The organism is Streptomyces fradiae ATCC 10745 = DSM 40063 (assembly GCF_008704425.1).
Lineage (GTDB): Bacteria > Actinomycetota > Actinomycetes > Streptomycetales > Streptomycetaceae > Streptomyces > Streptomyces fradiae.
In genome coordinates, this window is record NZ_CP023696.1 from 3,844,463 (window position 1) to 3,857,679 (window position 13,217).

Annotated in this window: 15 protein-coding genes and 2 pseudogenes; 10 read left to right on the top strand and 7 right to left on the bottom strand. The window is 73.0% G+C overall.

Going from position 1 to position 13,217, the window contains the following annotated elements:
* The first annotated feature begins 43 nt into the window (after positions 1 to 43).
* Positions 44 to 481, top strand: a complete 438-nt coding sequence (locus CP974_RS17175; protein WP_223844664.1) for an ATP-binding protein — start codon at positions 44 to 46, stop codon at positions 479 to 481.
* Positions 482 to 537: 56 nt separating this feature from the next.
* On the opposite strand, the gene CP974_RS17180 is transcribed toward CP974_RS17175, so the two are convergent.
* Positions 538 to 1,203 carry a class I SAM-dependent methyltransferase gene (locus tag CP974_RS17180; protein ID WP_031133742.1) on the bottom strand — a complete coding sequence of 222 codons (666 nt, stop codon included), beginning with the start codon at positions 1,201 to 1,203 and terminating at the stop codon, positions 538 to 540.
* Positions 1,204 to 1,436: 233 nt separating this feature from the next.
* Here CP974_RS17180 and CP974_RS17185 point away from each other — a divergent pair, with 233 nt between their 5' ends.
* Together CP974_RS17185 and CP974_RS17190 are read left to right on the top strand one after the other, a co-directional pair.
* On the top strand, positions 1,437 to 1,898 hold the full coding sequence (locus tag CP974_RS17185; protein WP_051839688.1) for a lactococcin 972 family bacteriocin: 462 nt from the start codon (positions 1,437 to 1,439) through the stop codon (positions 1,896 to 1,898).
* 148 nt (positions 1,899 to 2,046) lie between these two features.
* A complete protein-coding gene (locus tag CP974_RS17190; RefSeq protein ID WP_140160865.1) occupies positions 2,047 to 2,676 on the top strand; it encodes a hypothetical protein in 630 nt (209 codons plus the stop codon).
* Positions 2,677 to 2,815: 139 nt separating this feature from the next.
* Here the strand turns inward: CP974_RS17190 and CP974_RS17195 are convergent.
* Positions 2,816 to 3,266, bottom strand: a pseudogene (locus CP974_RS17195) (transposase); the annotation flags it as partial.
* An 89-nt stretch (positions 3,267 to 3,355) separates the two neighbouring features.
* On the opposite strand from CP974_RS17195, the gene CP974_RS17200 reads away from it, so the two are divergent.
* Complete coding sequence (locus tag CP974_RS17200) at positions 3,356 to 3,523, top strand: ATP-binding protein (RefSeq protein ID WP_373276785.1); 168 nt, start codon at positions 3,356 to 3,358, stop codon at positions 3,521 to 3,523.
* A gap of 315 nt (positions 3,524 to 3,838) precedes the next feature.
* Positions 3,839 to 4,447, top strand: coding sequence for a hypothetical protein (locus CP974_RS17205; protein WP_031133739.1), 609 nt, complete (start codon positions 3,839 to 3,841; stop codon positions 4,445 to 4,447).
* A gap of 170 nt (positions 4,448 to 4,617) precedes the next feature.
* Here CP974_RS17205 and CP974_RS17210 read toward each other — a convergent pair whose 3' ends face one another.
* Positions 4,618 to 5,163 carry a DinB family protein gene (locus tag CP974_RS17210; RefSeq protein ID WP_031133737.1) on the bottom strand — a complete coding sequence of 182 codons (546 nt, stop codon included), beginning with the start codon at positions 5,161 to 5,163 and terminating at the stop codon, positions 4,618 to 4,620.
* Between the two features lie 107 nt (positions 5,164 to 5,270).
* Between CP974_RS17210 and CP974_RS17215 the strand changes: the two genes are divergently transcribed.
* Positions 5,271 to 6,233 carry a helix-turn-helix transcriptional regulator gene (locus tag CP974_RS17215; RefSeq protein WP_031133735.1) on the top strand — a complete coding sequence of 321 codons (963 nt, stop codon included), beginning with the start codon at positions 5,271 to 5,273 and terminating at the stop codon, positions 6,231 to 6,233.
* A gap of 78 nt (positions 6,234 to 6,311) precedes the next feature.
* Here the strand turns inward: CP974_RS17215 and CP974_RS17220 are convergent.
* Positions 6,312 to 6,632: pseudogene (locus tag CP974_RS17220) on the bottom strand (GNAT family N-acetyltransferase); the annotation flags it as partial.
* A gap of 499 nt (positions 6,633 to 7,131) precedes the next feature.
* Between CP974_RS17220 and CP974_RS31005 the strand changes: the two are divergent.
* The 3 genes from CP974_RS31005 to CP974_RS17250 all read left to right on the top strand — a co-directional run bounded on the left by CP974_RS31005 (position 7,132) and on the right by CP974_RS17250 (position 9,385).
* Positions 7,132 to 7,731: a hypothetical protein gene (locus tag CP974_RS31005; protein ID WP_373366056.1), complete on the top strand. Its 600-nt coding sequence runs from the start codon at positions 7,132 to 7,134 to the stop codon at positions 7,729 to 7,731.
* 92 nt (positions 7,732 to 7,823) lie between these two features.
* On the top strand, positions 7,824 to 8,777 hold the full coding sequence (locus CP974_RS17240; RefSeq protein WP_031186440.1) for an IS481 family transposase: 954 nt from the start codon (positions 7,824 to 7,826) through the stop codon (positions 8,775 to 8,777).
* 149 nt (positions 8,778 to 8,926) lie between these two features.
* On the top strand, positions 8,927 to 9,385 hold the full coding sequence (locus CP974_RS17250) for a hypothetical protein (RefSeq protein WP_317984127.1): 459 nt from the start codon (positions 8,927 to 8,929) through the stop codon (positions 9,383 to 9,385).
* A gap of 31 nt (positions 9,386 to 9,416) precedes the next feature.
* Here CP974_RS17250 and CP974_RS17255 read toward each other — a convergent pair whose 3' ends face one another.
* Entirely contained in the window at positions 9,417 to 9,977 is a 561-nt protein-coding gene (locus CP974_RS17255) for a hypothetical protein (protein WP_031137322.1), read from the bottom strand.
* 118 nt (positions 9,978 to 10,095) lie between these two features.
* Positions 10,096 to 10,860 (bottom strand): alpha/beta fold hydrolase, encoded by a 765-nt coding sequence (locus CP974_RS17260; protein ID WP_031137407.1) that lies wholly within the window; start codon positions 10,858 to 10,860, stop codon positions 10,096 to 10,098.
* A 402-nt stretch (positions 10,861 to 11,262) separates the two neighbouring features.
* Between CP974_RS17260 and hemB the strand changes: the two genes are divergently transcribed.
* Positions 11,263 to 12,258: a porphobilinogen synthase gene (hemB, locus tag CP974_RS17270; protein WP_031137115.1), complete on the top strand. Its 996-nt coding sequence runs from the start codon at positions 11,263 to 11,265 to the stop codon at positions 12,256 to 12,258.
* Between the two features lie 79 nt (positions 12,259 to 12,337).
* Here hemB and CP974_RS29675 read toward each other — a convergent pair whose 3' ends face one another.
* Positions 12,338 to 13,147, bottom strand: a complete 810-nt coding sequence (locus CP974_RS29675; RefSeq protein ID WP_051840158.1) for a hypothetical protein — start codon at positions 13,145 to 13,147, stop codon at positions 12,338 to 12,340.
* Positions 13,148 to 13,217 lie beyond the last annotated feature (70 nt).

Consider the following 13,217-nt stretch of genomic DNA (forward strand, 5'->3'; position numbering starts at 1 on the left):
GCCGTCCTTCAACCGGGGGCCGGACGCGGACACGCTGGAGCACGTGACTCGTGAAAGCGCTGCCGGCGGCCCGCTGTGCGCCGACCCCCTGTACCGGTTCTCCGTCCCGCTGTCCGCCACCCGGCGCGGTGCCCGGCTCGCCCGGCTGCTGGCCGCCGAGCGGCTGCGGGAGTGGGGCGCGGAATCGGATGCCGCCTTGCTCGTCGTCGCCGAACTCGCGGCCAACGCCGTGCTGCACGGCCGGGTGCCGGGGCGGAGCTTCCGCCTCACCCTGGCGCTCGCGGACTCGGGCACGCTGTGCGTGGAGGTCACGGACACGCGGGGCGACCGGCCGCCCGTACAGGGGCGGTTGGCGGCCGAGGTGCTGGGGGAGTCGGGGTACGGGCTGCTGCTGGTCGGGGAACTGGCGGACCGCTGGGGGGTGCGGCAGGGTCCGGTCCCGTGCAAGACGGTGTGGGCCGAGCTGGACCTCGACCGGTGACGCAGGGGCCCGTCAGCCGCGTGAATCCGAAGGGACGCACTCCAGCGCGGTCCCGATCAGGCGGGGACCCGTGCTTCGACGATGATCGTGCCCAGCGCTTGACCGGTCGGCGCGGGGAGACACCGCGCCCGGACGTCACGGAAGCCGTGCTCGCGTGCGAGGCCGGCCCATACCTCGGGAGCATGACACCACCGGTCCACGGTCATCTCCCTGCCCTCCGGTCCCTTCCCGTACATGGGCCGGCGTCCGTCGAGGCCCTGGGGGGTCTCGCCGTGCGAGAAGACGAACAGCCCGCCCGGCGCGAGCCGCGTGGAGACCAGCGGGAAGAGCTCTTGCGGATCGGTGAACCACACCGCTCCCCAGACCGAGTAGACCGCGTCGTACGTCTGGTCGCCCGCACGGAGGAAGGCGCACGCCTCCCCCTCCTCGATCGCCAGGCCGGGGACGTCCTTCCACCACCGGCGTGCCCGCTCGACTTGTACGGGGGACAGGTCCAGGGCCGTGACGCGTACTCCCCGGCGCGCCAGCCACGATGCCTCCCGGCACTCGGCCGCCCCCAGTTCCAGCGCGGTACGCGGCTGACCGAGCAGTTCGGCTCCCGGACCGTGACCCTCGTACTGCGTCCACTCGAACGCCGTCACATCAGCAGGCGGTGACGGTCCGTCCCGGTCTGGCTTGTAGCGGTTCCAGAAGAGGACGGGGTCGTCTGACGTGCGGGGCATGGGTGTCCTAGCGGGGAGCGGTTACGGTGCTGGAGCACCGTAACCGTGGCTCGCCCCCCTTTGCCGAGACGAACAACGCCGCCAGCGACGGTCGGTGCCTTGGCCCGAGGTGGCGAAACTGCAAGCCGATAGCAGGCACTTTCGGTCAACAAACCGGCCGCCTCTTTACAGGCGAGTGCGCATCTGACGAGGATCGTTTTCGGCCTCTACAGGGGCGAACGAGAGGAAGTTCTATGCACAAGCTCGGTGGGATGGTTCTTGCCGCCACGATTTCCCTGACTTCCGGTGCCTTCGCCATGCCGGCGGCCGCAGCCAGCGAAGCTGGTATCACCCCGGCAGTGAGCAGCACCATTTCCGTTCACACTCGCGGAGACGGTACCCAGGCACCGGTGGAGTTGGGTGACCCCAAGGAATGGGGGGTTGTGAAGCTCTCGCTTACCGATGCGGCGCCAGGCGACGTCAGCCCGCTGACCATCGTCGAAGTCGGTGGTGGGACGTGGAGCTATGGCTGGCAAGCCCGTAACGACAGGAAGTACTGCTACTCGAACTACTACCACGGCAGCGTGAAGCACGGCTCCACCGTGAACATGGCTGGGCGCATAGTGAGGGATGTCAAGCCTGCGGGGGAGACGTCGAACGCCAACTACACGGCAGGGCTGGCTTACACGTGCTACACCTACTACGCCAAGTACTGAGAGCTGGCTTCTTGGCTTCTTGACAGCCTTTCGGTCGGGCGTCGGCCGTCAAGCAGGCGCCCTGGGTTTCTGTGCGATCGCCGACGCGGGGACCCAGGTGCTCGCCCACGTGCAATTCAGTGGGTCATCGCAGGATGAGGAAACACAAGTGAAGTTCTCGCGCGCTCGCATCACTCCCGTTCTGGCCACTCTTGGATTGGGCGCGATTATCGGCGTGCTTGGCGCTTTGGTGGGAAAGCTTGACACCCCCATGTTCCATGCAGTGAGCCTGGTGTTCTCCGCAGGGTGGTCGTGGGCGCTTCTCGGTTTTCTGGCCGGCTACTTCCGCCGGACGAAGGCTGGGGCTGCATTGCTGTCCTCTTCGGCGTTGGCGATCGGCGTGACTGTCTACTATCTTCTCAAGGCTTTAAGTCCAGCGGCACCGATCGGATTGGATGTCACTCTCGAGTCGAACGTCGAGAGCGCTTGGCCGAGAATTTTTGCCTGGGGAGTCCTTGCTTTCGTTCTCGGTGCCCCGATGGGCTTGTTCGGTAATCTGGCCCGAATCTCCGGCCTGTCGGGCCTTCCCTTTCGCCTCAGTGTTCCGGTGATCGCCTATGTCGAGACCTCATGGCGCTTGGATGTAGAAGCGGCTGCTGCGGGACCGGGTGCCGAAGCCACGTGGAGTGCGACTCGTGTCCTCGCCGTCCTCGCCGTCATAGCTCTGGTAGGGCACACGGTGTGGGGTTGGCGCACTCGGCACAGTGGCCCGAAAGTGCGGGTCGATTCACCGGACTGAGGGCCTTTCGTTTGATCTTTCGTGGGGGCCTGCCGGCGGAGTCGGGACCCCTTCCGTTTCCCGGAGCTGATGGCAGGCGGGACGGCGCCCCGGCTGTCGCGTCGGGTGATGTTGTCGTGGGGACGGTGGGCTTCGCCGGTCAGCTGGGGTTGGGCAGGAGCGTGAGCCGTTCGAAAGCGGCGGTGATCTCGCCAGTCCAGGGCCAATGCTTGGCGAGCCAGAGAATTCTTCGGCGGCCTGTGGTGATGAGCTGGGCGGCCGCGGAGAACGGGCGGAACCGCAGGCGGCGGGGTTCCCGGAGACGGGCCGTGCTCGGCGAGGGCGAGCACAGGCTTCCAAGCCAGCAGGTCGAGAGCGATCTGGACGATCTCGAGCCAGCCCCTTTGAAGGCTGCGCTGTCGTGTGGAGGGGCACGTTGCGCAGGCCGGTGGCCCGGGGGCCCGGATCCGATCCTCGGCCCGGGTGCGCAGTCGGTGACGGAGTTCCAGTTCGGCGATCGGCCGGTCAGGGGTGTTGGACCCGAAGCACGTGATCCGCATGCCGTCCCCGTCCGTGATCCTCAACCGGGCGCCGGAACGGGGCCGTCCCTTGGCGGATCAGCGTCTGCCGCCCTCGCCGGCAGTGGTCCGGCAGTAGGGCTGCGCGGTCCCGGCGCGAACGCTGGGGTGACCGGCCGCCCGTGCGGGGGCGGTTGGCGGCCGAGGTGCTGGGGGAGTCGGGGTACGGGCTGCTGCTGGTCGGGGAACTGGCGGACCGCTGGGGGGTGCGGCAGGGTCCGGTCCCGTGCAAGACGGTGTGGGCCGAGCTGGACCCGGTCGCCGTCGGGTGGCCGAGTGGACAGGCGTGATCCCGGGCGCCGGTCGGATCGCCGTACCTCGCCGGCCACCTTGCCGAAGGTGGTTTGGGGGATATCTGCTGTAAGTGCTGTTTCCGTTCCTTTGGTCCGCCCGGCGCATCGCAATGCGGCAGCCTTTTGGTCGCCGGCACCACGAGGAGAGACGCCGTCTGGAGGATGCGTGCTCCCGGGCGAGTGGCGTCGCTCCAATGTCCCTCCCGTGCGGGTCGCCGGAGGCCATCTGCCCAGGGTTTACAGGGCAGTTGACCTCGCGGTTTCGTGGTAGCGTCCTCGCTCGGAGGGACAGTGCGACCTGAAAGGGAAATCGTGAACACGGAGAAGATCGCCGCTCGCCGCCTCTCGCTGGAAGAGGTGACGGAGCTCGGCGTGAAGGACAGGATATTCGTTTCCGCCGACACGGCAGAACTCAAGCTTCCCGACTGCTATGTCCCTGCTTTTCTGGCCAAGTCCGGTGAGGAATTCGAGGGCGGCTCGGTCACGGCGCGAACCGTTTTCCAGGAAGAGGTCTCCTGCCTTCCGGACGATGAGAACGAAGCCGGGGTCTACGTGGCCGACGAGAACGGCTCGGAGACCATCGAGGTCCTCCAGTCCGCCGGTGTCGTGCTGGACCTGGCGCTCTTCGTCCCCGGTGGGGACAAGGGGGCCCTCACGGCCCTCTACGCCGCGGCCCGGCAGGCGTTCGGCGCCGACGTCGTGCAGATCTGGCGCCAGGGCCTCAAGGAGGTCCCCGACGTGAAGGTCGACATCTTCGAGGAGCAGATCCCCCGGGGCCGCAAGGCGAGCGACAGCCCCAAGCGTGACCGTCGCGCGATCGACACGTACCCCACCCGTGCGGACTTCATCGAGTTCTCCGCGGGGTGGAAGCCGGTCGTCGAGATCCACCGGCCGGTCGTGGACGACACCCCGACCATCTGAGGCGGCGTCACCTCCCGTCCCGCGTGATGGCCGAGGCGTTCGGGATTCCCAGCGGAGGGCCCCGGAAACGCGGGCGGACGTTCCGAGGGCGGGGGTGTGGCTCGTGAAGCACCCGGCGGGCGTGCCCGCCCGCGCGGGTGCCCCGAGGGCCCACCGGCCCCGCGTGGCGGTCAGCCCATCGTCTTCGCGCCGTCCAGGGACTCGCGGATGATGTCGGCGTGGCCGGCGTGCTGGGCGGTCTCGGCGATGACGTGCAGCAGCACCCGGCGGGCCGACCACCGGACCCCCGGCTTGAACCACGGGGCGTCCGGCAGCGGATGGTCCAGATCCAGGTCCGGCAGCGCGGCGACCAGGTCGTCGGTCCGGCGGGCCACCGTCTCGTACTCGGCCAGCACCCCGGCCAGCGTCTCGCCGGGCAGCAGCCGGAACTCGTCGGCCCGCTCGGCGGGGTCGCCCTCGGCGATGGTGGCGAAGTCCGGCATCGCCGACGGGCCCTCCAGGATGAAGTCCGCCCACGTCCGCTCCATCTCGGCGACGTGCTTGATCAGGCCGCCCAGGCTCAGGGCGCTGACGGTCGTCCGCTGCCGGGCCTGCTCGTCGTCGAGGCCCTGGGTGGTGAAGCGCAGGAAGCCGCGGTGCATGGCCAGCGTGTGGAGCAGGTCGGCGTGCTCGCGGGTGGGGGCGGCCGACTCGTTCGGGCTCGGGATCTCGGGCATGTCTTCGCCTTCCGGGGTTGCCGTGATTGCCGTGTTCCTCGGTCTACGACGACGGTAGGAGCCATAGCGGCCACTTTCCGTCCTGAATCGCCGGGACGATGGCACGCATGGCGAACACCAGCTCCCGGACGCTGCGACTGCTGTCCCTCCTGCAGACCCACCGCTACTGGCCGGGCACCGAACTGGCCGACCGGCTCGGGGTCTCGGTCCGCACCCTGCGCCGGGACGTCGACCGGCTGCGCGAGCTCGGCTACCCGGTGGAGGCCCAGCGCGGCGTCGACGGCGGCTACCAGCTCGCCGCGGGGGCCGCGCTGCCGCCCCTGGTGATCGACGACGACGAGGCGGTCGCCCTGGCCGTCGGGCTGCACACGGCCGCGGAGAGCGCGGTGGAGGGCATCGCCGAGGCCTCCATCCGGGTGCTCGCCAAGGTGGCGCAGGTGATGCCCGCCCGGCTGCGCCGCCGGGTCGAGGCGCTGCGCGCGATGACCGTGCCCGCCGGCTGGGGCAGCCCGGACCGCGCGGACGTCGACCCGGCCGTCCTCACCACCCTGGCGCTGGCCTGCCGGGACGGCGAGCGGCTCCGCTTCGGCTACACCGCCGCCGACGGCCGCCGCACCGACCGGGAGGTCGAGCCGCACCGGCTGGTCCGCCTCGCGCACCGCTGGTACCTGGTCGCGTACGACCTCACCCGGCAGGACTGGCGCAGCTTCCGCGTCGACCGGCTGAGCGCGCCGGAGGCCACCGGCACGCCGTTCCGCCCGCGCGCCCTGCCGGCCGCCGACGCCGCCGAGTTCGTCCGCGCCGGGAGCGGTGACCAGCCCCGCCCGTACCGCGTGACGGCCCTGGTGTACGCCCCGGCCGCGACCGTACGGGAACGGATCGGGCGGTGGGGCGCGGTGGAGGAGGTGGACGCCGGGCGCTGCCGGGTCCGCATGACCGGTGACTCGCTGGACTGGCCGACCCTGGCCCTGGGGGCCCTCGGCGCCGAGTTCCGCGTGATCGAGCCGGCCGAGATGGTCGACCAACTCCGCGAGTGGGCGGCCCGGTTCGACCGCGCGGTACGGGACTGAACCGCCCGGCCGCCCGGGTGCCGGGCGAGTCCGGGTACGGGCTGCTGCCGGCCGGGGCGACGGCGGGCCGCCGCGCGGTCACCCGAGGGGCGCGATCGGGGGCGTGGACGAGGTCAGGTCCCCCGCGATCGCTTGGCGGTCCCCGCGCGGCCGCTCCTCCGGCGGGATCGCGTGCGCCAGGTCGCGCCGGTACCAGGTGCCGGGCTCGCCGCCGAGGTGGGCCGGGTCGGCGGGGCCGGCGGGGACGAACCCGGCTTTGGCCAGCACCTTTCGGGACGCGGCGTTCCGGTGGGCGGTGGCCGCCCGCAGGGTGCGCAACCCGTACCGGGTCGCCGCCGGCCGGCACGGCTCCCGGACGGCCGCGGTCGCCACGCCCCGGCCTGCGACGTGCTGCGCGACCGTGCGACTCGGGCATGCCCGGCCCTATCCGCGCGGTCCGGCCGAGGTCATCCGCTTACCTCGGCGGAGGACGGCCCCGGACGAGGCGCCCAACGGCCCGCGGCCGGAGCGCCGACGGCTCCCCGGCTTCCGTACCGGAGCCTGGCCGGGCGGCTTCCGGCGGGGTGGGCCCCGGTGGGGTGGGCTCTGGCGGGGTGGGGGGCGGCGCGGTGGGTTCCGGCGGGGTGCGGCCCCGCCGAGCGGGCGGCGGGGCCGCGGGCGGTAAAAGACCCCTTAAGAACCGGGGGAAATAACCAACCCAACCAACCAAACCTCGCGTAGGTCACTCGGGCGGGTGAAACCGGCTGGAGCGGGTGGCGCGGCGGTGGTTCGGGCGTGCAGGCTGGCCGCGAGGCCGGGTCCAACTCGGCGCTCCCGAGAGGCACATATGCATCGGCCCCCGCCGGGACGGCAATCCCAGTGCGAGGGCCTGACCAACGAGGAAGAAGAGAGCTTCCCCATGGCTGAGAAGAAGCCTAGCGCCGACGCGCGCCCGGAGCAGGGTGTTCAGCGGACCGCCACCCCTTCCGGGGTCATCCACGTACGCACGTACCAGTCCGACAAGTACGTGATCGTCGGCAACCACCTCGCCCAGCACCACGACCTGTCGCTGACCGCGATCGGGCTGGCGACCCACATCCTGTCGGTGCCCGAGGGCACCCCCGTGGACATCCGCAGCCTCGCCGAGCGCTTCCCCGAGGGGCGGGACCGGATCGCCTTCGCGCTGCGGGAGCTGGAGACGCACGGCTACCTGGCGCGGGTCCGCGAGCACACCGAGGCGGGCCGCCTGGTGACGCGCACGTACGCCCACCACGCGCCGCTCGCCGCGCGGGCCGCCGCCTCCGCCGCGCCCGCGCCCCTCCGTGCCGCCGCCGGACGCGGGGCGACGACGGTACGGGCCGGGCGCGGGGGCGGGGCGACGGTACGGGATGGGGGCGGGGCGATGGCACGGGCCGGGGGCGGGGCCGGGGTCCACGGGCCCGTGGGCTGCGCGGACGTGCCCGAGAGCCCGCAGGAGGACGACCTAGGTGTTCTGTCCCGGGAGGTTGTGGACGGGTGATGCAGGTCTCGGCTGAGGGATCTTGAAATGGGTGAGGGCCTTCTGGCCTGGTGTGGATTGCGACATCTGCACCGGCGACCAGAAAGGCCCTCGTGCCCCACCGTAATGCACCCCTGACCGAGACCGGACGGCTGCGCCTGGCCCGCTGCGTGGTCAAGGACGGCTGGCCGCTTCGGCGGGCCGCCGAACGTTTTCAGGTCTCACCCACCACCGCCCATCGATGGGCTGCCCGCTACCGGGCCATGGGCGAGGCCGGGATGGGCGACCGTTCCTCCCGTCCGCACGCAAGCCCGCGCCGGACCCCGACCCGCACCGAACGCCGGATCATCAAGGTCCGCCTCATCCGCCGGTGGGGGCCGGCCCGCATCGCCCACCTCCTGGACCTGGTGCCCTCCACGGTCCACCGCGTGCTGACCCGCTTCGGGCTGGCCCGCCTGACCTCCCTGGACCGGGCCACCGGCCGTGTCATACGACGCTACGAACGCGACCGGCCCGGCGAACTCGTGCACGTCGACATCAAGAAACTCGGCAACATCCCCGACGGCGGCGGCCACAAGACCCTCGGCCGCCAAGCCGGCCGCAAGACGAAGTCCGGCGTCGGCTACAGCTACATCCACACCGCCGTCGACGACCACTCCCGTCTCGCCTACAGCGAGATCCTGGCCGACGAGAAGAGGGAGACCGCCACCACCTTCTGGCAGCGGGCCCACGCCTACTTCGCCTCATGCGGGATCACGGTGCAGCGGGTCCTGACCGACAACGGCTCGTGCTACAGATCCCACGCCTGGCGCGACGCGCTGGCGGCGGCCGGGATCACCCACAAGCGAACCCGGCCCTACCGGCCCCAGACCAACGGCAAGGTCGAACGCTTCAACCGCACCCTGCTCGACGAATGGGCCTACGCCCGCCCCTACCGCTCAGAGCAGGAACGACGCGATGCCTTCCCCGACTGGCTGCATACCTACAATCACCACCGCGGACACACCGCGCTCGCAGGCAAACCACCCGCCAGCCGCGTCCCCAACCTCACAGGGCAATACACCTAGCGCCCGCCAAGACGGATGAGGGGGCGGGCGTGGACGTGGGCGCGGGCGTGGACAGGGGCGCCGACGTGGGCGCGGGCGCGGATGCGGGTGGCGCGGCGGGCCTCCCGGGGGCGGGGGCGCGTGTCCCGGGGGGTGCCGCCGCCGCGGACGTGTCCGCGGAGCCGCCCCCGGCCGGTCGGGGCGGGCCGTACGAGGAGGCGGTCGCCCTCCTCGCGGGGCTGCGCCGTACGGACGAGCGCCTCACCCTGTCCCTGCGGGAGGTGCGCAGACTGGCCCCCGGGGTCGTGGGCTGGTTCGCGCGGGGCGCCACCCCGGCCGCCGTCCACCGCACGCTGACCGCCGACCTCCCCGCCGACATGCGGTACCCCGCCGGGGTGCTCGGCTACCGCCTCCGCGAACTGCTGCCGCCGCCGCTGCCGGCCGCCCCGGAGCCGCCTCCGGCCGCGGGCGCGGGCGACGCCGCCCGCCCGTACCCCTTCCAGGACTGCGACGGCTGCCAGCGGGTCTTCCGGGCGCCGGAGGCGGGCCGCTGCCGCGACTGCCGCTCAGGGGCGGGCGGCCTCGCGGGCGGGGCGGTGGGCGCGGGCGGGGCCGCCCGCGCCGCCTGAGGGGGTGGACGCGGGCCGGGCCGGGCTCCGGTCAGACCGGGTCCGGAGCGCGGAGGTCGGCGACGAGGGAGTCGAGGGTCCGCCTGCTCTTGCCCCAGTCGACCAGCTGGCCGGGGATCTGCGCCTTCGCGCGGACCGAGGTGGCGCCGTCGGCGGAGCGGGTGACGGTCACCTCCAGCACACCGCCGTAGGTCCTCGCGTCGGAGGGGATCTCGGCGGTCAGCGTGCAGCCGTCCTCATGCTGCTCGACCGCCCGGACGGGCTGGGCATGGCGGGCCATGGAGCACAGGACGGCGGTGACGACCCGGCCCACCGGCTCCGGCAGGAGGGCCTCGGCCGTCTTGCCGGTCCGCACGCGCAGCGCGAGCGCCAGGCGGCGCCCGTGGGCGGCGCCGCGCAGCATGGACCCGCCCACGAGCGGCATCACCGCGGCGGCGCGGGACAGGAACTCCTCGGCGCTCACGGGGTGCCGCGCCCCCTCGGCGCTCCTGCGGACGGCCTCCCGGACGGCGGGCGTCGCGATGAGCACCTCGTAGCGGTGCTCGTGGGGCCAGCCGTCCTCCGGACCGGCCGGGTCGGGGGTCTGCCTCATCGGATGTGCTTCCTTGCTCTCGTACGGGGACGGGGGGTGGAGGTGAGGGTGGGCAGAAGGGGCGGGGCGGGTGGGGGAGGGGCGCGCGTGGAGGCGGGGCGGTGGCGGGGCCGGCCGCTCAGGACAGGGCGTCGGCCACTGCCCGCGCGAACGCCTCCGGGTTGTCCAGCATGATGTTGTGGCCGCAGTCCGGGACGGCCCTGACCGAGACGCCCGCGGCGGCCAGCCCGTCCGCGCCCGGGAACGGGGCGTCGGCCTCCGGGAACAGGAACGTGCGGGGGACCGGCAGCGCGAGCAGCAACTCCCGCATGGTCGGGACCGTGGCGGCGGTCAGGTGGACGGCGCTGCGGTGCAGGGCCTCCAGCCCGGCCAGGCGCATCGTGGACCACCAGCCCGCACCCACCCGGTCGCGGACCTCGCGCCAGCCGCCCGCGACGAACTCCTCCTCCGTGTACGCCGCGATGCCGCTGCTCCCGTCGGCACCGGGGAGGCGGGGCAGCGGGTCCAGATTGGCGTCGACCAGGACGAGCCGGGAGACCAGGTCGGGATGGCGGGCGGCGAGCACGACGGCGACCGAGCCGCCCATGCTGTGGGCGACCAGCTCGGCCCCGGCGACGTCGGCGGCGCGCAGGGCGGCGGCGAGCGCGTCGGCGTGGTCCTCGAGGGTGTAGGCGAACGAGACGGGGCGGTCGCTGTGGCCGTGGCCGAGCAGGTCGACCAGGAGGGAGCGGTGGCCCGCCAGCAGGGGGTGCGCGGCGGTCGCGGTGAAGTACGCGGGGGACGTGGCGCCCAGTCCGTGCACGAAGACGCGCGCCGGGTCCCGGCCCGGCAGCTCGACCCACCGGATGCGGTCCCCTTCGGCCGTCACTGCGGCGCTGCGCACGGTCTGTCTCCCCCGGTCTTGACGTGATCGCGGAGGGACACGGTATCCGGTGGTGCGGGTGCGGGTGCGGGTGCGGGTGCGGGTGCGGGTGCGGGTGCGGGTGCGGGTGCGGGTGCGTGGGATGGGGTGGGGGTGGGGGTGGGGGTGCGGGTGCGTGGGATGGGGGTGGGGGTGCGGGAACTGGACGCGGATGAGCCGCTCGGCGACCCGCTGGGTCTACGGCAGCTACGTGAACGAGCGCTGACCGGAGTCCCCGCGGCCGCGCCCCGGACGCCGCCGGGCGCCCCCGGTGGTACGGCCGCGGGGGCCGTCGGAGTGCCCGCCCCCGCGTGGTGGGCGGGTGCCGGGCGCACCGACTGGGCGTCGGCAAAGGTGGTGGTGGGGCGGGCGTAGCGTGAAGGCATGACTGTGTACGGTTCCTTCCCCGGAGCGCGGCCGCGGCGGCTGCGCACCACGCCCGCGATGCGGCGGATGGTCGCCGAGACCCGCCTGCACCCCGCCGACCTGATCCTCCCCGCCTTCGTGCGCGAGGGCGTGTCCGAGCCCGTGCCGATCCAGGCCATGCCGGGCGTCGTGCAGCACACGCGGGACACGCTCCGCAAGGCCGCCGTCGAGGCCGTCGAGGCCGGCGTGTCGGGGATCATGCTGTTCGGTGTGCCCGAGGAGGCCAAGAAGGACGCCGCCGGCACCGCCGGAACCGACCCCGACGGCATCCTCCAGGTGGCCATCCGCGATGTGCGCGCCGAGGTCGGCGACGACCTGGTGGTCATGTCGGACCTGTGCCTGGACGAGTACACCGACCACGGCCACTGCGGTGTCCTCGACGCCGACGGCCGCGTCGACAACGACGCCACCCTGGAGCGGTACGCCGAGATGGCGCAGGTCCAGGCCGACGCCGGGGTCCATGTCGTGGGCCCGAGCGGCATGATGGACGGCCAGGTCGGTGTCATCCGGGACGCCTTGGACACGATCGGCAAGGAGGACGTGTCCATCCTGGCGTACACCGCCAAGTACGCCTCCGCCTTCTACGGCCCCTTCCGCGAGGCCGTCGGCTCCTCCCTGCGCGGCGACCGCAAGACGTACCAGCAGGACGCGGCCAACGCCCGCGAGTCGCTGCGCGAGCTGGCGCTCGACCTGGACGAGGGCGCCGACATGGTGATGGTCAAGCCCGCCGGGCCGTACCTGGACATCCTCGCCAAGGTCGCCGACGCCGTGGACGTGCCGGTCGCCGCGTACCAGATCAGTGGTGAGTACGCCATGATCGAGGCCGCCGCCGAGAAGGGCTGGATCGACCGGGACGCGGCGATCCTGGAGTCCCTGACCGGCATCCGCCGGGCCGGGGCGCAGATGATCCTCACCTACTGGGCCACCGAGGTCGCGCAGCGGCTCCGGGGGTGACGGGCGGGCCGAGCCTCCGCTCTGCCGCCCGGACGGTGGGTGCTTCGGGTGGCGGGGCGCCGGGCGGGGCGGGGGCCCGTCAGGGGAGTGTCGCGATGATCCGGCCCGTCGTGTCGTAGAGGGTGACGCGGTCCTCCGGCCATGTGCCGGTGGTGTCGGTGTTGTCGCTGCTGGTGGTGGTTCCGGCGCCGGTGCCGGAGTCGGTGGTGCCGGTCGTGGTGACGGGGCTCGTGGTCGGGGTGGGCGGGGTGGAGGCGTACCAGACGCCCCAGGCCGGTTCGCCCGGCAGCCGCAGGAGCGTCGCCGTGGTCTTCCGGCCGTTCGCCCCGGTGATCTCCATGCGGGCCGCGTCCGTGGTGCCGTAGTACAGGCCGGAGTGGAACGTGCCCCGCGCGTCGCCCTGCGCCTGGTGGGTGATGCCCGGCCGGTCCGTGTCGACGTTGCCGTCGGTGACGCTGCGGCTGTTCTCGTACCCGTCGGGGCCCGACCAGTGCTTGCCGTCGTCGGTGAGCCACACCGTCCAGCCGCCCCCGGCCGCCACCCGCTCGCCCGGCGCGACGGTCCTCGGCGGCCGCGGAGGGGCCGGCGGGGACGGGGGGCTCGGCGCGGGCGGCTGCTGTACCGGGACCGGTGGCCTCGCGGGTACCGACTGCCGGGCCGGTGACAGTCCCTGCACCAGGGTGAGCGTCACGGCCGCCACCGCCAGGGCGCATCCGGAGGCCAGGGCCGTGGCGCGGCGGCGGCGCCGGGTGCGGCCCTCCCGCGCGATGGCCGCCAGGGGGACCGGGGCCGGTGCCACCTCGTGGGCCGCCTCGGCCAGCGCCGCGCGCAGTCGCCGTTCGGCCTCGTCCGGCCCGGCTTCCGTACGCGTCGGGGGCTCGGGGGTCATGGCTGGACTCCGGGGGTGGCGGCGGGGGAGAGGGGGGAGGTCCGGGGGTGGGGGGATGGGCGGGATGGGG